Annotated in this window: 22 protein-coding genes; 13 read left to right on the plus strand and 9 right to left on the minus strand. The window is 51.6% G+C overall.

Translation table 11 applies throughout. From position 1 onward, the window contains the following. The first annotated feature begins 150 nt into the window (after positions 1–150). A complete protein-coding gene (locus ACJJII_RS04950) occupies positions 151–618 on the plus strand; it encodes a hypothetical protein (protein ID WP_444892285.1) in 468 nt (155 codons plus the stop codon). Positions 619–740: 122 nt separating this feature from the next. Then, a complete protein-coding gene (locus ACJJII_RS04955; protein WP_444918509.1) occupies positions 741–2,975 on the plus strand; it encodes a TonB-dependent copper receptor in 2,235 nt (744 codons plus the stop codon). A 245-nt stretch (positions 2,976–3,220) separates the two neighbouring features. Here ACJJII_RS04955 and ACJJII_RS04960 read toward each other — a convergent pair whose 3' ends face one another. The 5 genes from ACJJII_RS04960 to cysK all read right to left on the minus strand — a co-directional run bounded on the left by ACJJII_RS04960 (position 3,221) and on the right by cysK (position 6,455). Beyond that, positions 3,221–3,826 carry an outer membrane beta-barrel protein gene (locus tag ACJJII_RS04960; RefSeq protein ID WP_238152084.1) on the minus strand — a complete coding sequence of 202 codons (606 nt, stop codon included), beginning with the start codon at positions 3,824–3,826 and terminating at the stop codon, positions 3,221–3,223. 51 nt (positions 3,827–3,877) lie between these two features. Then, the gene (locus ACJJII_RS04965) at positions 3,878–4,135 is read right to left on the minus strand and encodes a type II toxin-antitoxin system HicB family antitoxin (RefSeq protein WP_108734877.1); all 258 of its coding nucleotides are present in this window, start codon (positions 4,133–4,135) and stop codon (positions 3,878–3,880) included. Positions 4,136–4,354: 219 nt separating this feature from the next. Next, a complete protein-coding gene (locus ACJJII_RS04970) occupies positions 4,355–4,558 on the minus strand; it encodes a hypothetical protein (protein WP_108734878.1) in 204 nt (67 codons plus the stop codon). 104 nt (positions 4,559–4,662) lie between these two features. Continuing rightward, on the minus strand, positions 4,663–5,499 hold the full coding sequence (gene cysQ, locus ACJJII_RS04975; RefSeq protein WP_444918510.1) for a 3'(2'),5'-bisphosphate nucleotidase CysQ: 837 nt from the start codon (positions 5,497–5,499) through the stop codon (positions 4,663–4,665). Between the two features lie 38 nt (positions 5,500–5,537). Then, positions 5,538–6,455 (minus strand): cysteine synthase A, encoded by a 918-nt coding sequence (cysK, locus tag ACJJII_RS04980; RefSeq protein ID WP_444918511.1) that lies wholly within the window; start codon positions 6,453–6,455, stop codon positions 5,538–5,540. 202 nt (positions 6,456–6,657) lie between these two features. On the opposite strand from cysK, the gene ACJJII_RS04985 reads away from it, so the two are divergent. From ACJJII_RS04985 to ACJJII_RS05030, 10 genes are all read left to right on the plus strand, one after another. Further along, positions 6,658–7,323 (plus strand): lysoplasmalogenase, encoded by a 666-nt coding sequence (locus ACJJII_RS04985; protein WP_444918512.1) that lies wholly within the window; start codon positions 6,658–6,660, stop codon positions 7,321–7,323. A 78-nt stretch (positions 7,324–7,401) separates the two neighbouring features. Next, positions 7,402–8,085 (plus strand): GMP/IMP nucleotidase, encoded by a 684-nt coding sequence (gene yrfG / locus ACJJII_RS04990; protein WP_444895781.1) that lies wholly within the window; start codon positions 7,402–7,404, stop codon positions 8,083–8,085. Between the two features lie 15 nt (positions 8,086–8,100). Then, positions 8,101–8,478 carry an Hsp15 family ribosome-associated heat shock protein gene (locus ACJJII_RS04995; protein ID WP_444915246.1) on the plus strand — a complete coding sequence of 126 codons (378 nt, stop codon included), beginning with the start codon at positions 8,101–8,103 and terminating at the stop codon, positions 8,476–8,478. Between the two features lie 85 nt (positions 8,479–8,563). Beyond that, a complete protein-coding gene (locus tag ACJJII_RS05000; protein WP_444918513.1) occupies positions 8,564–10,057 on the plus strand; it encodes a S1C family serine protease in 1,494 nt (497 codons plus the stop codon). 25 nt (positions 10,058–10,082) lie between these two features. Next, entirely contained in the window at positions 10,083–10,544 is a 462-nt protein-coding gene (locus tag ACJJII_RS05005) for a DUF4124 domain-containing protein (RefSeq protein ID WP_444915244.1), read from the plus strand. 151 nt (positions 10,545–10,695) lie between these two features. Next, positions 10,696–11,574 carry an Hsp33 family molecular chaperone HslO gene (hslO, locus tag ACJJII_RS05010; RefSeq protein ID WP_444918514.1) on the plus strand — a complete coding sequence of 293 codons (879 nt, stop codon included), beginning with the start codon at positions 10,696–10,698 and terminating at the stop codon, positions 11,572–11,574. A gap of 291 nt (positions 11,575–11,865) precedes the next feature. Then, positions 11,866–13,413, plus strand: coding sequence for a phosphoenolpyruvate carboxykinase (locus ACJJII_RS05015; RefSeq protein WP_282930824.1), 1,548 nt, complete (start codon positions 11,866–11,868; stop codon positions 13,411–13,413). A gap of 186 nt (positions 13,414–13,599) precedes the next feature. Beyond that, positions 13,600–14,280: a hypothetical protein gene (locus ACJJII_RS05020; protein WP_444915242.1), complete on the plus strand. Its 681-nt coding sequence runs from the start codon at positions 13,600–13,602 to the stop codon at positions 14,278–14,280. 16 nt (positions 14,281–14,296) lie between these two features. After that, positions 14,297–15,007 (plus strand): D-Ala-D-Ala carboxypeptidase family metallohydrolase, encoded by a 711-nt coding sequence (locus tag ACJJII_RS05025; RefSeq protein WP_444895775.1) that lies wholly within the window; start codon positions 14,297–14,299, stop codon positions 15,005–15,007. Positions 15,008–15,089: 82 nt separating this feature from the next. Beyond that, positions 15,090–16,169 carry an AI-2E family transporter gene (locus tag ACJJII_RS05030; RefSeq protein WP_413663709.1) on the plus strand — a complete coding sequence of 360 codons (1,080 nt, stop codon included), beginning with the start codon at positions 15,090–15,092 and terminating at the stop codon, positions 16,167–16,169. Positions 16,170–16,242: 73 nt separating this feature from the next. Here ACJJII_RS05030 and ACJJII_RS05035 read toward each other — a convergent pair whose 3' ends face one another. Both ACJJII_RS05035 and ACJJII_RS05040 read right to left on the minus strand, forming a co-directional pair. Next, on the minus strand, positions 16,243–16,833 hold the full coding sequence (locus ACJJII_RS05035; RefSeq protein ID WP_444918515.1) for a bestrophin-like domain: 591 nt from the start codon (positions 16,831–16,833) through the stop codon (positions 16,243–16,245). 267 nt (positions 16,834–17,100) lie between these two features. Then, the gene (locus tag ACJJII_RS05040; protein WP_444918516.1) at positions 17,101–17,304 is read right to left on the minus strand and encodes a hypothetical protein; all 204 of its coding nucleotides are present in this window, start codon (positions 17,302–17,304) and stop codon (positions 17,101–17,103) included. 156 nt (positions 17,305–17,460) lie between these two features. Between ACJJII_RS05040 and ACJJII_RS05045 the strand changes: the two genes are divergently transcribed. Then, entirely contained in the window at positions 17,461–17,982 is a 522-nt protein-coding gene (locus tag ACJJII_RS05045; protein WP_444895773.1) for a peroxiredoxin family protein, read from the plus strand. Between the two features lie 57 nt (positions 17,983–18,039). Here ACJJII_RS05045 and ACJJII_RS05050 read toward each other — a convergent pair whose 3' ends face one another. Both ACJJII_RS05050 and ntrC read right to left on the minus strand, forming a co-directional pair. Then, positions 18,040–18,378: a PAS domain-containing protein gene (locus ACJJII_RS05050; protein ID WP_444918517.1), complete on the minus strand. Its 339-nt coding sequence runs from the start codon at positions 18,376–18,378 to the stop codon at positions 18,040–18,042. 258 nt (positions 18,379–18,636) lie between these two features. Beyond that, the gene (ntrC, locus tag ACJJII_RS05055) at positions 18,637–20,043 is read right to left on the minus strand and encodes a nitrogen regulation protein NR(I) (protein ID WP_444918518.1); all 1,407 of its coding nucleotides are present in this window, start codon (positions 20,041–20,043) and stop codon (positions 18,637–18,639) included. Position 20,044 lies beyond the last annotated feature (1 nt).

The raw sequence follows: 20,044 nt of genomic DNA on the forward strand, positions 1-20,044 counted from the left end.
TTAGAATGCGCGGAAGAAAAGAAATTAAATTCCAACAAAACCTGATAAAGCTCAATTTACCTCGTATTAGTTCGCAAAAGTTAACTTGGGGCAGTGGCACTTTGCTGTATCACCCGTTAACCTCTTGTTACTCATCTCCGGGTATTTAAAATGGGCCCGGGCAAAGTACAGACCTTCTTATTTATGAGCGGTAAGCGCACCACCCAATACTGTTCCCGTCTGTCCCAGTGGCAGGCGCTATTGCTATTGCTGGTATTTCTCAGCGCGCGAGGCCTGGTTCCTGCAGGTTTTATGCCGGCAGATTTTGCAGCGGGAACGCCCTATGGGCTCTGCCATGGCGATAGCCGCAGCGCTTTATTGCTCAATGCCCTCAAAGCGAATTCCCACAGCGATCATCACGGCGACCACTCTTCAAGCCACAACCACGATACGCTTACCGCTCACTCATTTGCCGATAACCATTGTAATTTTTCCGCCGCTGCCAGTATTGCCAGCGCACCAACTACAGAACTGGAAATAGTCCTACCCGGTTTTACTCAACCGCCCTCTTATCCGGCTTTTTTCCACGTTATCTCTAACGCTTACAGCCGCCCACTAATTCGCGCCCCCCCGGTTTAATTCCTTTTTTATTCCAACATCATCACTCTGCAGTTCGCTGTGGACCGCAAGTCTCATTGCTGTCTTAACATTTTCAGCGCTTTGGGTCTTGCCAAAATACGACCACTTTTTCAGGTGGGGATATGTCGCGTGCGCCAAATATTACTCAGGCCTGCGCGCTCACTGCTGCGTGTTCGAAACGCCAGCGAAAAGGATTGAAAACCATGCATCAGAGCATCAACGCTAAAATTTTTCTGAAAAAACCTCTCAGCCTGGCACTTGCTGCCTGCTGTACCTTTTCAGCACATCTCGCAGCGGAAGAATCCGAAGAGTCAGAACCATTAAAAGATAGTGAAATGGAACAAATGGTGGTTACTGGGGTAAAGACTGAACTCCCCCTCAACCTGGTAACCGACCCGAAAAAACCCCGTCAGCCATTACCTGCCAATGACGGCGCCGACTACCTGAAAACAATTCCGGGATTTTCCGTAGTGCGTAAAGGCGGTACCAGTGGCGATCCGATGCTTCGCGGAATGGGGGGCTCGCGCCTGGGAATGGTAGTGGATGGAGAAACAATGACGGGTGGTTGTCCCAGCCGAATGGACCCACCTACAGCCTATATTTTTCCCGAGGCAATGGACGAAATTGAAGTTATTAAAGGGCCACAGAGCGTCCTCTATGGCCCGGGAAATTCCGCCGGCGTAGTTGTATTTAATCAGCAGCAGGAGCGCCCCACTGAAAGCGACTGGAATATGCATGCGAGCCTGCTCGGCGCCAGTGCCGAGCGTCGCGATGGTCTATTCGATATCTCCTATAGTTCGCCGCAGTTTTCTATCCGCAGCTCCTCGACCTCGGCATCTGCGGACGACTACGAAGACGGGGATGGCAATGAGGTAAATTCCAGTTATGAGCGCTGGAGCAGCCAGGTCAATTTGGCCTGGACTCCCAGCGACGATACACGGGTCGAGTTTGATACTGCATTTAGCGATGGGGAAGCTGCCTATGCAGATCGGGGAGTCGACGGTTCCAAGTTTGCCCGTGAGAGCCACAAAGCTAAATATGTCCGCAGCAATATTAGTAGCTGGCTCGATTCAATTGAGCTCCAGGCCTACTACAACTATATCGACCACATCATGGATAACTACAGCCTGCGCGAGCTATCCAGCACCGCTACCCCCATGGTCATGAATCTCGATAGTGAGACCACAGGTTTCAAGATGGCTCTGGTGTTTACGCCTATGGACGATGTGGAATTGACCAGTGGAATTGATGCCCGGGAAAATCGCCACACCGGCCGCTCGACCATGAACCAGTCCACCATGGACTACCGGGATATGAAGCGAGAGGCCGATGCCGAATTTAGCCAGCTGGGGTTATTTTCTGAGGTCAGCTGGCAAGTCGCAGCCAATCAACGCTGGATCGCCGGTGCACGAGTGGATGATTGGGAAGTAAAAGACCTTCGCGATGAAGTTGCTCTATCCATGATGTCCTCAGTGGATAACCCCACTGCGGGAGAAACTCGCTCAGAGCTATTGAGCAGCGGCTTCCTGCGCTATGAATATGGTCTCGAGAGCGGCCCCAATAGTTCTGCCACACTCTTTGCCGGGCTCGGCTACACTGAGCGCTTCCCCGATTATTGGGAAATTTTCTCCTACGAGACAGCAGACTCCTACAGCGCACTGGATATCGAATCAGAAAAGACCACCCAGCTGGATATCGGCTATATCTATCGCGGTGAAAAACTCTCTGCCAGTGTCTCCGGATTCGTCAATCAGATTGATGACTACCTGATGATTGAGACGGATTACGAAAAAGCGGCAGTAATGAGTAGCATGGACTCTATGGGTAGTATGAATATGGATAGTATGGACTCCTCCGATATTCGCACTACCTCCATTGTCAGAAACATCCAGGCGCGCTCCTGGGGTTTGGAGTTTGACTCCTCATATCAGCTCAACGAGCAGTGGCGCACTGAATTCACCGTAACATCTGTTCGCGGTGCCAACGAAACCGATGGCACTACCTTGGCACAACTGCCGCCTCTGGAGGGCCGCCTGGGACTCTACTATGAACAGGCCCAGTGGTCAGCAGGTGTTTTATGGCGCGCTATCGCAAGCCAGGACCGGGTGGATATCGGCAAAGGCAATATTGTTGGTCAGGATATTGGTGCAACCGACTCTGCCAACGTCGTTTCCATCAATGCCGGCTGGAAACCCAGTAAAAGTGTACTGGTAACTACCGGTATCGATAACCTATTCGATGAGACTTACGCAGAACATATCAGTCGCTCTGGAGCCAATATTATTGGTTTCGATCAGTTGACCCGGGTTAACGAACCGGGACGCACCTTCTGGCTGAAAGCCATTTATCGAATTTAAAAGCTATTGGGGGTCCCCGACCCCCTTTTTCACTCCCCAGAAAATCAGTAGTTAATTGAGAAATTTCTACGAGTAAATTATTGGGAAAAATAAGTTACTAAAAAGGGAGAAGGAAAGAATACACCGCGCTTGGGACCCTATGAGGCATGGATGCCGATTAGGAGCTTACAGGGATGTATTCACAGCGTGTCTCGAGTGCGGTGTATTCTTTCCTTCCATCCCAGTAGTAAAAGGTGGGAGGCAAACTAAAAGCGGTAGGAAAAATTCAAACTCAGGGTACGCAGATGCCCAAGGTTAACACGTTCTATTTTGCCAATATTATTGTAGTTATACTCTAATGAAGTATCGAAATCCTGAGTCCACATAATTCGGTAACCCACTCCGGCATTCCAAAAGGTATCACTGCCACTGGCATCAATAATATAGATATATCGATCATCCGGATAAAATGGTGGGTATTCTCGATACCAATAGCCTCTTCTTATAACATTGTTCAAATCCACATCGGCATAATTATATCCCACCATCCAATAGAGACATTGAACGTGACAATTCAGGGTAAAATCAATTTTAAAATTTAAACCTACCTGATCTACTGTGACATGATTATCATCAAAATGTGACGCCCGCAGCTCAACTTGCCAGACTCCTACCGCCGGCGTAATTCCAAGGCTGACATAGCCAAAAGAATCCCGCTGCTTATTTAACTGCTGCTCGCCACTCCCAAAACCAACGGTACCGATAATCCGGTACTCTCCCGTGGCGACACCATCAAAAGGATTATTCGCCTCGAATCCATAACTGGACGCAGCTATAAAAAAGGAAAGCAGGTAGACGGATAGCTTTATCATCGCCACTCACATCAAAAAGCCAGTCATCAAGTTCAAGCTCAGTGAATTATTTCAAGTTGTTTCTACATCAATAATGGCCCAGACGCCTCCTACAAAAGCCGGGTTTTTCTTCAGGTTGTCTACATCACCTGCTTGCGGCATTGGCTGTCCAGCCTGACGGAGCTCTTCCAACCGCTGAAAAATCGTTTCAGCCATTTTTTGCAGGGTCCCCTCAAGGGTATCGGCATAGCAGTGGCAATGCGGCAGATCCGGTGCAATGGCACCAAATCCGGCATATTCAATATTGTGCACCACAACCGGGTAGCGCATTGAAAAATACTCTTATGTATTAGCTTTCCAAAGCGTAGACTGCTTTACATTTTACGGGGGAATTTGGCAAGGAAATTAGCTAATTAGCTGGGAAATAATATTTCGCGCTGGCACAGATTCAACACTATAAGTGACAGCACTGAGTAGGAAGAACTGCCGTATTCAAATTAAAACCTGCAGCACTACAGTTTTTCACACAAGAAAATATTTGGAATTTAGTTAACGGGGCATTCTACCTAATAGGGCCCGGCGGGAAAATAGCATGCTGTTATAGGTGCGCCGCAACGCAATATCATTTGCATCGACTGCATTGGAGAGGGCTTCAAAATGCCGCTGCAACCAGTTTATTTCCTCCTCCAGTTCCCGACGCAAACAGCGAATTTCACCTTTATCCTGGTTAAAGCGCAGATCGGGTCCAGACATCAGTGAGCCTCCTGAATTTGGAAATATCCAGATCCCCTTTAAAGCCTCCACCAGTGGTGGTGGAGGCACAAATATACTCTCTATATGTTTATTGGTGTCACACCCTAAGCAGCGGACTTATCCAGCAGTAGGGATTGCCAATCAAAAGAAGAATCGCCAATTACATAGAAAAAGGGATTCAGCAGAGAGTCTTTAGTGTTGTAGCGCAACAAATTAAACTCTTCGTCCACAACAATACCACCTGCTGCTTCAACTACAGCCTGAGCTGCCGCAGTATCCCACTCGCAAGTAGGAGCGAGGCGCGGATACAAATCTGCTGCACCCTCAGCAACCAGGCATAATTTCAGCGACGAGCCCATATTTTTGCACTCGACAGCACCCAGTTCAGACTCGATACGTTGTACCAACTGGTCGACGGTGCCAGTTCCATGGCTGCGGCTGGCCACAAGCTCAACAACTTCACTATTATCCAGGCGCGGCTTCAGTGGGCGCACCCGAATGTCAATTTCGCCATTGGCATCGCGCTTAAAGGCTCCTTCGCCCTTGCAGCCGGCATAAGTGATATTCAGTACCGGTACGTAAACCACCCCCAAAACGGGCTCGCCATTTTCGATTAATGCGACATTTACGGTAAATTCACCGTTGCGTCGGATAAATTCTTTGGTGCCATCGAGCGGATCGACAATCCAGTAACGCTGCCACTGACTGCGCTCTTCGAACGAGGGCATTTCCTGCTCTTCTGATAAAACCGGTACTCCCTCGATAAGCTGTGCTAACGCCGGTTCCAGTACTTTGTGAGCGGCCAGATCTGCGGCAGTTACTGGGGAATCATCTTTCTTTGTCTCGACTTCCAACTCAGCGCTGTTGTGATAAACCTCGAGAATCGCCTCTCCCGCGCGTTTGCAGATATCTATCACCTGCTCCAAAAGTGCTTTATCCATTACAACTCCATACTCTTTGAATTCACCATTATAAAATCTTAGGCGGAGAAAAGGTCCTGAACGGACAGATAGCGCTCACCAGTGTCATAGCTGAACACCAGTACCCGGCTGCCCGCATCCATCTCCCCTTCGCGCTTTTTCAGGGCCGCAAGGCTGGCACCGGAGGAGATACCCACAAAAATTCCCTCTTTTAATGCGCAACGACGCGCCATTGCAAAACTGTCTTCCTCACTCACCAATACAGTACCGTCGAGTACTTCCGTATTGAGTACCTGGGGTACAAAGCCGGCGCCGATACCCTGCAAACGATGCAGGCCTTTCTCTCCACCGCTAATCACCGGTGATTTCTCCGGCTCTACCGCATAGACCTGTAATTTTGGAAAGTGCTCTTTTAAGACTTCACCACAGCCTGTGATATGCCCGCCAGTACCTACACCGGTAATCATATAATCCAGCCCCTCAGGAAAGTCTGCCAAGATTTCCTTGGAGGTAACATCCCGGTGCACCTGGACATTGGCGCGGTTATTAAATTGTTGGGGCATCCAGCTATTTGCATGTGAGGCCAATAACTCCTCCGCCTTAGCAATAGCGCCGCCCATACCGCGCTCTTTAGGTGTAAGGACCAATTCTGCGCCCATTGCTTTCATGACCTGGCGACGCTCTACCGACATAGACTCCGGCATGGTCAGGATCAGGCGATAATCCTTCACGGCAGCAACCATCGCCAGTCCAATTCCCGTATTACCAGAGGTCGGTTCGATTATTACCCCACCGGGCTGCAGGGCTCCACGACGCTCCGCATCCTCAATCATCGCCAAGGCAATTCGGTCCTTAATACTGCTGCCCGGATTAAAGCGCTCTACCTTCATCCAAACTTCTATATCGGGGCGAAAGAGGTGATTGATTCTTACGTGAGGGGTATTGCCGATTGTTTCCAGAATATTGGCCGCTTTCATCGGTGAGGCTCTCCATGACTAGTGCTCAAGGCAAACAACTGCCGGGCATGTATTTTCGATGCTCCATATTACCCCAGAAATGTCCCGCGGCCGGCACTGGAGAAAACTCAATTGGAATTAGAGAGTACAAGCTATCGATGATGCGAAGGAAAACCGTTAAATTGATGGGGAGGTATACAAAATAAAAATAAGGTAAGTACCTATGTCCGTAGAAAATTCCGCACCCCAGCACAACTTTCGCAATTACCTGGTACCGATGTTCCTGGCCAGTGCCACTTTATTCATCTTTCTGGATACCTGGAAACTGGATAACTTGTGGATGCCCGCGCTAAAAGCGCTGCCGATACTGTGTTTAATGATGATTGCCAGACTGGAGCTGCGGGGCAAAACCCTACTGTTCACTTTCCTAGCCCTCACTTTCTCCGCCATCGGGGATGTACTCCTCGAAATGCAATTCCCCCAACACTTTGTATTTGGACTGGGTGCTTTTCTCATTGCCCAGCTAATCTACGCGCTGGGCTTCCTTCGTTTTGCGGAGCCCCCCAATCGGCGCAACCTTATTCGGACACTGCCTGTAGTGATTGCCGCACTGCTTTTGGCGCAAATTATCCTCCCTGCTGCAGGGGACTTAGCACCGGCAGTAATGGCTTACCTGCTGGCTATCCTCGCCATGGCGGTCGCAGCCGCAATGCACAAGGGCGACTCCACCCTGCTATTTTCCGGGGCAGTCATCTTTATGGCTTCAGACACATTGATTGCTATTAACAAGTTCATCACCCCACTACCACTAGCCGATGCCGCCATTATGCTCACCTACTACAGTGCGCAACTATGTATCCTGTACGGAATCCACCGCGCCCAGGCATAATGCAAACGATCCGGGAAGGCAGTGGCAAGCCAACTAAACTTGTCTTCCCGCCCCATCTCAAAGAGGTAGACAGCTCCCATGCTCGACTGGCGAAGTATCGATACCGTATTGCTGGACATGGACGGCACCCTGTTGGATTTGCATTACGACAACCACTTTTGGCTCACGCACCTGCCCAAGCGCTACGCTGAAGTCCACGGCTTTGATCCACAGGAAGCCCAGCAGAAGCTCGAGGCTGAGATCAATGCCCGCCGCGGTACGCTGGAGTGGTACTGCCTAGACTTCTGGGCGGAAAAACTGGAGCTGGATATCCTCAGCATATTGCGCGAGATTGAGACCCGCATCGCCCTGCGCCCCCACACTGAGGCGTTTCTGAGCGGCCTGCAACAACTGCAAAAGCCCACCTACCTCGTGACCAATGCGCACCGTCAAGGGCTGGATCACAAGCTGGAGATCACCGGTATCGACCGCTGGTTTGACGGCATCATCTCCTCCCATGATTATGGACATGCCAAGGAGAGTGCCAATTTCTGGGACTCTCTGCGAGATAACCTGGAATTTGACCCGGAGAACACCCTGTTTGTCGACGATAACCAATCTGTTCTGAGCGCGGCCCAGGACTACGGTATCGCCCACCTATTGTGTATTCGCCAACCGGATAGCCGCGGGCCCAAACGAGAAATTACCAACTTCCCGGCGATCCATCATTTTGATGAGATCATGGCTTTTAACCGCAGCAGACTGGACACCGGGTCCGCCTGATTTCACAAGGAAACCATGGAAAAAGTACGTATCGATAAGTGGCTCTGGGCCGCGCGCTTCTTTAAGACTCGCAGTATTGCCAAGCAGGCGATCGAAGGTGGAAAAGTCCACGCCGATGGCCAGCGGGTCAAAGCCAGCAAGGAAGTCACTACCGGTGTCAAACTGAGCATCCGCCAGGGCTGGGATTTACTGGAAGTTGAAGTAATCGCTCTATCGGATCAGCGGCGCGGCGCCGAGATTGCGCGCACCTTATACCGCGAGACCGAAGACAGTATCGCCCGCCGGGAAAAAGAGAAAACCGAGCGACAGGCAGCCAATGCCGGGATACAACAGGAGCGACCCAATAAAAAGCAACGCCGCCAGATACACCGCTTCCTGCGGGAACAAGAGTAGACTCAGCAGACAAAAGTGGTGAAATTTCCGCCATTTCCCACTTTAGCTGCTAAACTGCCCCCACTTAACCGGATAGAAAACAGCCATGTTGAAACGACTGATCGCCATTTCCCTGCTGATTTTGCTCGGTACCCAAACCGCCCTAGCAGATAGCCGAGAACACGAGCAGCTCAAGCGCTCAATCATCAAGATTTACACCACCGCCGCCGCCCCGGATTATTTCAATCCCTGGGCCCTGCTCAACCCCAAGCAGCTGTCCGGTTCCGGTGCCGTTATCCGCAACCAGCAAATCCTGACCAACGCACACGTAGTGGCCAACGGCAGCTTCATCCAGGTACAGCGCCACGGCGATGCAAAGAAATTCCGCGCCCGAGTGAAATTTGTCTCCCACGATGCCGACCTCGCCCTGCTGACCGTCGATGACGAAAGCTTTTTCAATGATACCCGCCCCCTGACCCTGGGCAAATTGCCCGATCTGCAGGAAGAGGTCACCGTCTACGGCTACCCCATAGGCGGCAAATCCCTTTCGATTACCCGCGGAGTACTCTCCCGCGTGGAGCACCAGTATTATGCCCATGCGGAAAGCTACCTGATGGCGGGCCAGATAGATGCGGCAATCAACCCGGGCAACAGCGGCGGTCCGGTTATCTCCAATGGCCGCATCGTCGGCGTGGCCATGCAAACCAATCAGAGCGCTGAAAACCTGGGTTACTTTGTCCCCCCCAGCGTGATCGCTCATGTCTTAGAAGATGCTAAGGACAATGTGCACCAAGGGTTCCCCGAACTGGGACTGGTAACCCAGAGTCTGGAAAGCCCATCGATGAAAAAAGCGGCCGGTCTCGAGGAAGACCAGGATGGTGCCATGGTCGTTAAAGTGTTCGACAATTCCCCCGCAGCTGAAGTGTTTAAACCCGGCGATGTCCTGCTCGAAGTCGATGGCTTTAAAGTAGCGGCTGACCGGACTGTGGAATGGAGGGAAAACCAGCGCACCAACTACCACTACGCCGTGGACCGCCACCATGTCGGTGAACGTTTACCCGTGCGCTTCTCCCGCGATGGTAAAGAGCAGACCGCTGAGGTCACGCTGGCCGCAACACCTCCCTCACGCGCTATGGTGCTGGGAGAGCAATTTGACCGCCAGCCCCGCTACTATATCTACGGCGGTGTTGTCTTTGTGCCCCTGAATATGAACCTGATCAAACGCTGGGGCAAAAACTGGCACTCCAAGGCGCCTATTGACTACCTCTATGCCCGCAATCAATGGAGTGACGAGGAGCGCCGCGAGCTGGTCGTCGCCCTGAAAGTACTGCCTGCCAATGTGAACCTCGGCTACCACGACTGGAAGAACTGGATTATCGACTCAGTAAATGGCCACAGCATCAAGGACTTCGACGAGTTCGCTCAATTGATGGAAGGCAACAAGCAGGACTTTGTGGATTTGCGTGACCGCTCCGGTTACCGGATGGTCTTGGATGCGGCAGAGGCCCAGGAGCAGCAGCCTCTGATACTGCAGACCTACCATATCCCCCAGCGCCATTCGCAGGGGTTGTTCAGCCAGCTGGCCAATAAAGAAGAATAGAAATATAGAAGGGCATGGAGTAGCCGTGAAATTACTGTGTCTACGTTCCGTAATAGGCGGCCTTATACTGGCCGCTAGTGCAACCGCAAGCAGCGCAGAGATGTACCGCTGGGTCGATGAAAATGGCCGGGTACACTTTGGCGATCGCCCCCCGACTGACGCCAAAGCCGAGGATGTTTCGGGGGATCTGGCCCCGATCAATTCTATTGGCTCCAATGGCAGTCGGCGGCCTATTTTAACAACCGCAACGAGATCAAGAGTTTCTCAAAAGGTTGATGATGAATACCGCGAGCGCCAATTGCGCGAGAAACAGGAAAAGCAGCAAAAGATGAAGAAAGCCTGCGACAAGGCCCGCAGTGACCTTGAGGCCATTCAAGGGCGGGTTGTGTTTCTCGACAATAACGGCAAAGAAGTGCGTCGCACCGAGCGGGAGAGACAGCAAATAGCTGAAAAGCTCCAGCGGGAAATTAAATACTACTGCGGCTAGTTACTCTCCTACTTGAGCGCTGACCCATTGTGATAATGGGGTAGCGCTCCACATTCTTCCTCTACTGCACCAGCAATGATCAGCGACAGCTACCATTTAGGCATATCCACCTCTAAAATCCTGCGGTTTTAATACCGAGAGCCCCCGACCTATGTCCGATCAGCTGGAACGCTTTATTTTCTCCAAACACGATATTCGCGGACAGGTGGTGACACTTACTGATTCCTACCGCGAAGTACTGGAACACAACCCGCTGCCTACGCCAGTGGCCCGCCTGCTGGGGGAATTCCTCACCGCAGCCAGCCTGCTTTCAACCACACTGAAATTCGAAGGTGTCCTGAGCCTCCAGGCCCGTGGCGAAGGCGATGTGCCGATGATTATGGCGGAGTGCACTCACCACAGCGACCTGCGCGGCATCGCCCGAGTTGCTGAGGGTGCACAAATCGACGAAAACGCCACCCTGCGCGATATGATCGGCCCCCATGGAGCCCTGGCCATTACCCTTGAGCCAAAGCGCGGTGAGCGCTATCAAGGTGTGGTTCCCATGGAGCAGGACAACCTGGCCGGCTGCCTGGAAGACTACTTTAAGCAATCGGAACAGCTGGCTACCCGCGTATGGCTGGAAAGCAGTGACAATACCGTCGCCGGTCTTATGTTGCAGATTCTGCCGGGCAATAATGCCGCCACGGAAGAGGAAAATCAGGACGCCTGGGAAACAGCGATTCACTTAGCGGAGACCGTAACTGACGAGGAGTTATTTAACGTTCCCCACCCAGAGCTGATTCACCGCCTATTCCACCAATTGGAGCCGGCAACCCTGGGTACCGACACTATTCGCTTCAAGTGCAGCTGCTCGAGAGAGCGCAGTGCCCGCGCGTTGGTTTCCCTGGGTGCAGAGGATGTCTACCGCCTGCTGGAAGAGCAGCAGGGTGAGATTATCGCGGACTGCCAATTCTGTAACACCCAGTACCGCTTTGACCGGGATCAAATTGAGTCGCTCCTCAACGCTCCCCCCCACACTCTTCACTGATCCTCGAAGGGCTGCGCAACCGCCGAATCCTCAGCGCAGCCCTACCACCTGACACCCCTAATTCCCCCATTAAATTCAAAAAAAGAATAATCAGGGGTGCAGCCATAAATGGTGTGAATTTAGGTCGACATTATTTTCCATGACAGCGCTGTCATTGACTACAAAATAGCCATAGTTGGTATCCGCATATTTTGAATTTTGCAATAATGCGCCCCCAAAATTTTCTACGGCTGTCTAAACCTTGGGCAGCCCCATTTTATTTACTGTCCAACTTTCACGGGTATTCCACGAATGGCACAGATCGACGACTCCGCGATGGTCTTCAAGAACCTATCACCGGCACAATTGGTAGAGCAGGCTCTGACGCGCGGCGAGGGCAAGCTGTCAGATACAGGCGCTCTGGTGACTGAAACCGGCGCACGCACCGGTCGCTCCCCGGCTGACCGCTTTGTTGTAGAAGAGCCCTCCACTGCCGACAGCATCGCCTGGGGCAACGTCAACCGTCCTTTCCCGCAGGATAAGTTTGACGCCCTGTGGGATCGTGTAGAGGCTTTTGTTGCCGGTCACGATACTTTTGTTCAGCACCTGCATGTGGGCCAGGATGAAGACCACTACTTGCCAGTGGTAGTGACCACCCAAACTGCATGGCACAACCTATTCGGCCGCAACATGTTTATCCGCGCCGAAAAGTACAACCCCAAGTCCAAGGAAGAGTGGCAAATCCTGCACGCTCCTCACTTTGTCTGTGAGCCCGAGCGCGATGGCACCAACTCCGAAGGCTGCGTAATTATCAACTTCGGCCAGCGCAAAGTTCTGCTGGCCGGCATGCGCTACGCCGGCGAAATGAAGAAGGCCATGTTCTCTGTACAGAACTTCCTGCTGCCAGAAAAAGACGTAATGCCCATGCACTGCGCGGCTAACGTCGGCGAAGATGGCGATACCTGCCTGTTCTTCGGCCTGTCCGGTACCGGCAAGACCACCCTGTCCGCAGATCCCGAGCGCTACCTGATCGGTGACGATGAGCACGGCTGGACCAAGGGTGCCGTCTTCAATATGGAAGGTGGCTGCTACGCGAAAACCATCGACCTGAGCCAGAAAAATGAGCCGGTAATCTGGGATGCCATCCGTTTCGGTGCCATCGTTGAAAACGTGGTAACCAACGATCACGGCACTGCTGACTACTGCGACACCAGCCTGACTGAAAACGGTCGCTGCTCCTACCCGCTGGAGCACGTCGAAATGCGTCAGCTGGAAAACCGCGCTGGCGAGCCGAAGAACGTTATCTTCCTGACTTGCGATGTATCCGGCGTACTGCCACCGGTATCCATCCTCTCCAAAGAGGCTGCGGCTTACCACTTCCTGTCTGGCTACACCGCCCGCGTAGGCTCCACCGAACTGGGCGCAGAGGCCGGTATCCACCCGACTTTCTCCACCTGCTTTGGCGCGCCGTTTATGCCCCGTGCACCGCGCGAATACGCAGACCTGCTGATGAAGCGCATCGAAGAGTTCGGCTCCAAGGTCTACCTGGTAAACACCGGTTGGACCGGCGGCTCCGGCGACAACGGCAAGCGCTTCCCGATTCCGGTAACCCGCGCTGTCGTTGCCGCTATCCAGAGCGGCGCCCTGGAAGGCGTTGCCACTGAGCACCTGGATGCCCTGAACCTGGATATCCCGATGGAAGTGCCCGGCGTGGACAAGTCTTACCTGAACCCTCGTGAAGCCTGGGCTGACAAAGCTGCTTACGACGATCAGGCAGGCAAGCTGGCCAAGCTGTTCGCCGAGAACATTGAGAAGTTCAATGTCAGCGAAGACGTTAAAAATGCAGGCCCTAAAGCCTAAGTAGAGGTTGTCGGGCACAGTGCGCTGTCCGTGACCCAAAAGCCGCTGCTCCCCCAGGAGCGGCGGCTTTTTTTGTGGCTGATCCCAAGCCCGCAGCCCGTCGATTTTTGCGGCTATAGTGAGTAAACAGGCGCCGACGATTTTAGCGTCGGAGGAAAAACTCTCTCAGCAGCAATCGCGAGCACTATGTCCGCAGGTAACTCGTTTACTCGCTTCGAAACCCTGTTCCCACACAAGCCGCCCGGGCAAAGAGTCAATCGGGTGGTCGTCAGTGCCCTCACTTTAATACTCAGTGCCATCCTGTTTACCCTCTGGCTCTATCTATTCCTCTCCTCGCAAGAGAAGTCCTATGTCGAGCAGCGTGGCTATCGCCTCGCCAACGAGGAGACCTTTAACAAATTCCTGCGAGAGGGCAGTAACCGCTCCAGCGTACAAGCACTCAATCAATTGCTTCGGGACCGGGGTGTCGCCGAGGTTTTTCCTATTCGTGATCTTCTGCGACAGGGGGGGGACTGGCTGGAACTGGGGGAACCCCCATTCGCCATACCACCCAGGGACCAGTGGTCCAATATTGTGAAAACCCTCACCCTGGTACGAGACCAGGTAATACCGCTAATTGGCCCTGTCACTGTGGTTTCCGCTTACCGCACTGATGCCTACAACCGAAAACTTGCGACCGAAGACCAGCCCCGCCACCGTGACTTTTGCGGGCTGGACTTAATTCCGAATTCCAATATCGGTAAAAACGAACTCGCTGAAGAGCTAAGCACACTGCACGCACGCCTCGGTCCCGATAGCAATGTCGGAATGGGCCTGATTGACGATGTCCTGTTTCATGTCGATACCTGTGGCTATCGCACCTGGTAATTGAGGGAGCTGCCCGATGGTTATGCAAAGTAACAAAGAGTGCGTAGAAATCGGCCAGCGTCAACTGCGCCGGCGGATCATCATCATTGGGGCAATCGCACTGGCGATTCTCACCGGTCTATTTGTTTTTACTTACGAGCGAGCGCGCGAGGCTGATGACCGGGTGAAATCCCCTATCGATATCCTACCGCTGCTAATGATCCCGGAGGTTTACGATATCCAGGGCTATCCGGCAGCTTCCGAGAGGGCATTCAGCCGCTTCCTGAGCAAAGGCAATAACCATGCACGCTTTACTCAACTCAAAAAATTCCTGCGCTCCAACCGGGTTGAACAGGTTGTGCAACCCTATGAGCTATTGCGTCAGGGCAGTGACTGGCAGGATTTGGACGAACCCGCATTCGCCATCCCTCCCAAGGAGCTCTGGTGGGGCATCGTAAATACTCTGCGGGTAATCGAGCGGGAAATAGTGCCCCGCGTCGGCCCGGTAACAGTGGTCTCCGGGTGGCGCACAGTGGATTACAACCGTAAGGCCGGGGGTTCCAAGGGAAGTAAACATCTGCATTTCTGCGGGCTGGATATAGTTCCGAAAAAGAAGTTCTCCCGAGAGCAATTGGTGCCCGTACTTAGGGATATCCACAAGCGCAACGGCCGCGAGTGGCAAATGGGCCTCGGAATCTATCGGGGCATTCGATTTCACGTGGATACGTGCGGATATAGGCGCTGGTAAAACCCCACTGCATCTGCTTAGATAGAGCAAAAATTAGGCGCCCTACCACTGGGCTGCCGAAAGAGAAGCAGAGGAAGTCGCAGTGCAAGAAAAACTGGAAAGGCGCTCATTTATATTGACCTTGTTATTGGTCAGCGTAGCTTTTTTACTCCTAATAAAACCCTTCTTTACCCCTATTTTTTGGGCTTGTGCCACCGCACTGATTTTCTACCCCGTGTACCGTCTGCTGATGCAGCGCTTTCCCAATTCGCCTAATTTAATGGCTCTGCTAACCCTGTTTATGTGTATCGTTCTATTGGTGATACCCGTATTGGTAGTGGCCACCTCTTTTATTAATGAAGCGGTAACTCTGTATCACCGGATCCAGGAAGGACAAATTGATGTTTCTAAATCCTTTGAGCAGATTCGCAGTGCTTTCCCCAGGGTTAACAGCACGCTCGAGAGTATTGGCGTGGATGTCGAGGAGGCCAAGCAGCGCCTGATGGGTGGAGTGATGAATGCCGGTAGCTTCGTCGCAAAAAATGCGATTGAGGTCGGACAGAATACTGTTAACTTTTTCGTTATGTTGGGCTTAATGCTCTACCTCACCTTCTTTCTGATTCGCGATGGTGAAAGACTGGTAAACCTGATTATCCACGCCCTGCCACTGGGTGATGAGCGCGAGCACCTTTTGTTGGCAAAGTTCGCTGAAGTCACTCGCGCAACCATCAAAGGAAATCTGGTAGTCGCTATTACCCAGGGCGGCTTGGGCGGAATTATTTTCTGGGTGCTGGGCCTACCGGCACCGGTGCTTTGGGGTGTTTTAATGACCCTGTTGTCATTATTGCCCGCCGTCGGTGCCGCATTGATCTGGTTCCCCGCTTCTATTTACCTCTATGCTATTGGCGAACCCATGAAGGCAACGATTTTACTCGCCTATGGTTTCACCGTGATCAGCCTGGTAGATAACCTGTTGCGCCCAATATTGGTGGGCCGAGACACAAAACTCCCCGACTATTTAGTACTTTTCTCCACTGTCGGCGGTCTGTTTATGTTTGGAATCAGTGGCTTTGCGATAGGCCCTCTTCTCGCTGCACTATTCCTCGCCTTCTGGGAAATTTTTATGCGTGAGTTTGTGCATCCCGAAGATGTCTTAATGCCACAAAAACCTGAAGATCTTTAACCTGTTCCCCGGGGCGGAAAAGCCTTAATTCCGCCCCACCCAATTAATATGCAAAGTCAGCTCGCACAACAGCTCAGTGGGCAGCCTCCTGTAGCTCTTTCAGCTGCAAATTGAGATCGCTCATCGGCGACTGATCAACCAACAGTGCTCCCTCATTTGCCCGATCCAAATCCGCCACCAGTAAAATCACTGTTGAGAAAGTCAGGGCCAAAGCTATAACTACCTGGGCAGATCCCCCACGACTTATACCCAACTGGTATCCAATTGCCAGCATCGCCAAAATGGTCATAAAGTACAGGGATAGCCAGAGTGGACCCGGTATACGGTATTGCAACCCAACCACAACCCTGGCGCGGTGCAGATCTACCATCCCGTTAACCTGCTCGGCAAACTGGCGTAAATAATCGGCGTTGTAATCCTGTGCGATATGCGCCTCGATCAAACGCCAAAGAGCCTGGTGAATTTCCTCACTGCGAGCTACATCTTCCGGAGTGACAGCGATTGATGGGTCAATATCCCTGAGATTCGCATATTCAGCTATTAGGTCTCGCGCCTTATCCTGCTTATCCAATTGCAGAAAGCTCGCATTTAAATATGCGGCCTGAATGGTATTGACCTCCTGCAACAGCAATGCCTTGCGTTCATTAAATCGGTCGGCTGTCATATCAAGGAATCTCTGAATAACTCCGTGATACCTCTGGCATGCAGAGCGGTTCTCAATCAAGGCGCGGCTTCGCAGGAATGTCCAGACCTTGCAAGAAGTCGCAACGCGGAGTGTGAATCGCTCTGCAAGCCCCGAAGGGCGGGCCTTGAAGGCCACAGCTGCTGCGTTGCAGCTCTTGCAAAGGACTGAGCCATTCGCGGCGAGCTGCGCCTAACATCTGCAGCCTTCAAGACCCGCAGAGGCATTACGGAGTTATTCAGAGATTCCTTAGGTAAATGCCAAAACGAATGCGACCAGGCCCAAAGTGGCAGCTACCGCACTGCCCAGGGAAGAATCCTCCTTGATACTGGCATTCACTACCCGCCGCTGACCCAGATAAATCCCCACAGCTAAAGCGCAAAGCACTACGGCAACTGAAATGGTATAGATCAGTGGAAGTGGCAGAGTATAGAAAAGGCTGTCAAAGCGCATTTAAGCCCATGCAAAACGGCAAGTCCATAACGGTGCATTGACGCACCAATATTCTTACTTTGGCGCATAAAGCATAGCAGTTATAGCAGAGCTATTGGCCAGTTAGGCCTTTGGGCAGTAGCATAGGCGTATCGGTAAACTTCAAGGGAAATATTCGTGAAATATCTGCTGACCCTCTTAATTACGGCGTTTATCAGCCTTCCCAGCCTCGCTCTGGAAGTTGGTGAAATGGCACCAAATTTCACTTTACAGGGGTCTGATGGCCAAACCCACACATTGGCGGACCTCCAAGGCAAAAGCGCTGTTGTGATCGCCTGGTTTCCCAAGGCATTCACCCGTGGCTGCACCATAGAGTGTAAATCGCTCGCCCAAAACGGTCACTTGATCAAAGATTATGAAGTCACCTACTTTATGGCCAGTACAGATGATCTTGACGATAACACCCGATTTGCTGAAGAGAGCGAAGCGGACTTCCCGTTACTCAGTGACCCCACCGGTGAAACGGCTAAAGCGTACGATGTACTTATTCCCGTAATGAATATCGCCCGTCGCGTTACCATTTATATCGGTAAAGATGGACGAATTAAAAAAATTGACAAGGATGTTAAGCCGGCAACCAGCGCAGAGGATATAGCGCGAACGCTTGGTGAATTGGGTGTTAAAAAGGAGTCAGCCTGAAAATAAATAGTCCGGAGTGACTAAATATATGGTGGAATAGCCCAGTGCTCTATTGGGCTATTGGGAATCAATGACAAAAGATATCCCAAAACAGCAATCCCGCCCTTCAAATTCATCCAACCACTTGCAGACATTCAACGTAACCTCTCCTCGGCTGGATTTATCGACATACTCTTGCAGGTGCTCGGGTTTCCCTGAGGAAAAAACCCGATCATCCGCAGCTTTTAATGCATCAGCATTATTTGACCAAGGAAGTTCCCGGTCTGTCTTACCAGTCACTTCACCACCGGCCAATTGACATATTTGGCGATTACCCCATAGATATACGCCTGTTTGATCTTTAACCCAAAATAAAAATGGAACCTCGGCAACTACTTTCAGTTCATCAGCAGTCATATCGTCTCAATCATTTAAATACCAGCAATTAACTCTAATTTTAGCAGGCAATAAGAATATCACTCAGGATTCTATACATAGCTGCATTTTCAAATTTATTCGCTGGAACAAAAAATACCTATCTAAATAAATATTAATAGATTACTGCTAGTAAAAGACTCAATCAGGAAAAAAATAAATTAAGAGCGGCCTGATAATGAGATATGAGTATATTTCAAGTAGGTCTTCCCATCGTGTTTGGTAAGACCTCACTGTTATTTACTCTCCACCAATTTCCAATTCTTTTAACTTACGTGTCAGAGTATTTCTACCCCAGCCCAACAGATCAGCAGCATCGCGTTTGCGCCCAGCTGTATGCTTAAGGGCAATTTCTATTAACGCTTTTTCAAATGCGGGGACAGCCTCATTTAAAATCTCGCGCTGCCCAGAGGATAGGGCCTGGTCGGCCCACAGACGCAGAGCTTTTTGCCAGTCTGTCGGTGTTTCTGTCGTCGCGCCCTGCTGATGCAACTCCTGTGGCAAATCTTCAATATGTACCTCGCGTCCGGAGGCCATTACGGTAATCCAGCGGCAGGTATTTTCCAGTTGTCGCACATTACCGGGCCAATCCAGCCCAGAGAGATATTCCTCAGTTTCCTTGGTTAGGATCTTTGACTCCACCCCCAGATCTTTTGCCGCAGCATTAAAGAAATGCCTCACCAATCGCGGAATATCCTCACGGCGATCCGCCAGTCTTGGAATATGGATGCGAATAACATTCAGGCGGTGAAACAGGTCCTCACGGAATTTATGCTGACATACTAACTCTTCCAGATCCTGGTGAGTCGCCGCAATAATACGCACATCCACTTTGACTGGGGTGTGGCCACCGACACGGTAAAATTCACCATCAGCCAACACGCGCAATAACCGGGTTTGCGTATCTGCGGGCATATCACCAATTTCATCTAGAAACAGGGTGCCACCATTGGCCTGTTCAAAACGTCCGGCACGCTGGGAGCTGGCACCGGTAAAGGCCCCTTTTTCATGGCCAAATAATTCAGACTCCATCAGGTCCTTGGGTATAGCCGCCATGTTCAATGCAATAAATGGCTTATCCCTGCGCGGACTGTGATTGTGCAGAGCCTGCGCCACCAACTCCTTACCGGTGCCGGATTCACCGTTGATTAAAACGGTGATGTTGGAATGAGACAAACGGCCAATCGCACGGAAGACCTCCTGCATCGCCGGCGCTTCTCCAATAATTTCTTTATTACCCTGACCATTTTCCGGCTCAACCCATTCTTCAGCACTCTGTTCGCTGGCGTGCATCAATGCGCGCCGGGTTACCGCTACGGCCTCATCAATATCAAATGGCTTGGGCAGGTATTCAAAGGCTCCCCCTTGGTAAGCAGCTACCGCGCTATCCAGGTCCGAGTGCGCAGTCATAATAATTATCGGCAGGCTCGGTCGTTCAGCCTGGAAACGCTGCAATAATTTAAAGCCATCGGAGCCTGGCATACGGATATCACTGATTACTACATCCGGTGAATCGCTATAGAAATCATCTAGGGCGCGGTCGCCACTCTCGTAGCACTGGGTATCAATCCCCTCACGCGATAGCGCTCTTTCCAGCACCCAGCGGATTGATCTGTCGTCGTCAATAATCCAAACGCGATTACTCATT

The organism is Microbulbifer maximicatervae (SeqCode), assembly GCF_052467825.1.

Coding starts and splice junctions, on each gene's coding strand:
- cysQ (WP_444918510.1), bottom strand. CDS start 5,499: ATGGATAAAGCACTTTTGGAGCAGGTGATAGATATCTGCAAACGCGCG.
- ntrC (WP_444918518.1), bottom strand. CDS start 20,043: ATGAGTAATCGCGTTTGGATTATTGACGACGACAGATCAATCCGCTGG.
- ACJJII_RS05015 (WP_282930824.1), top strand. CDS start 11,866: ATGGCACAGATCGACGACTCCGCGATGGTCTTCAAGAACCTATCACCG.
- ACJJII_RS04960 (WP_238152084.1), bottom strand. CDS start 3,826: ATGATAAAGCTATCCGTCTACCTGCTTTCCTTTTTTATAGCTGCGTCC.
- ACJJII_RS04995 (WP_444915246.1), top strand. CDS start 8,101: ATGGAAAAAGTACGTATCGATAAGTGGCTCTGGGCCGCGCGCTTCTTT.
- ACJJII_RS05000 (WP_444918513.1), top strand. CDS start 8,564: ATGTTGAAACGACTGATCGCCATTTCCCTGCTGATTTTGCTCGGTACC.
- hslO (WP_444918514.1), top strand. CDS start 10,696: ATGTCCGATCAGCTGGAACGCTTTATTTTCTCCAAACACGATATTCGC.
- ACJJII_RS05035 (WP_444918515.1), bottom strand. CDS start 16,833: ATGACAGCCGACCGATTTAATGAACGCAAGGCATTGCTGTTGCAGGAG.
- ACJJII_RS05025 (WP_444895775.1), top strand. CDS start 14,297: ATGGTTATGCAAAGTAACAAAGAGTGCGTAGAAATCGGCCAGCGTCAA.
- ACJJII_RS05050 (WP_444918517.1), bottom strand. CDS start 18,378: ATGACTGCTGATGAACTGAAAGTAGTTGCCGAGGTTCCATTTTTATTT.
- yrfG (WP_444895781.1), top strand. CDS start 7,402: ATGCTCGACTGGCGAAGTATCGATACCGTATTGCTGGACATGGACGGC.
- ACJJII_RS04985 (WP_444918512.1), top strand. CDS start 6,658: ATGTCCGTAGAAAATTCCGCACCCCAGCACAACTTTCGCAATTACCTG.
- ACJJII_RS04955 (WP_444918509.1), top strand. CDS start 741: ATGTCGCGTGCGCCAAATATTACTCAGGCCTGCGCGCTCACTGCTGCG.
- ACJJII_RS04970 (WP_108734878.1), bottom strand. CDS start 4,558: ATGTCTGGACCCGATCTGCGCTTTAACCAGGATAAAGGTGAAATTCGC.
- ACJJII_RS04965 (WP_108734877.1), bottom strand. CDS start 4,135: ATGCGCTACCCGGTTGTGGTGCACAATATTGAATATGCCGGATTTGGT.
- ACJJII_RS05040 (WP_444918516.1), bottom strand. CDS start 17,304: ATGCGCTTTGACAGCCTTTTCTATACTCTGCCACTTCCACTGATCTAT.
- ACJJII_RS04950 (WP_444892285.1), top strand. CDS start 151: ATGGGCCCGGGCAAAGTACAGACCTTCTTATTTATGAGCGGTAAGCGC.
- ACJJII_RS05020 (WP_444915242.1), top strand. CDS start 13,600: ATGTCCGCAGGTAACTCGTTTACTCGCTTCGAAACCCTGTTCCCACAC.
- cysK (WP_444918511.1), bottom strand. CDS start 6,455: ATGAAAGCGGCCAATATTCTGGAAACAATCGGCAATACCCCTCACGTA.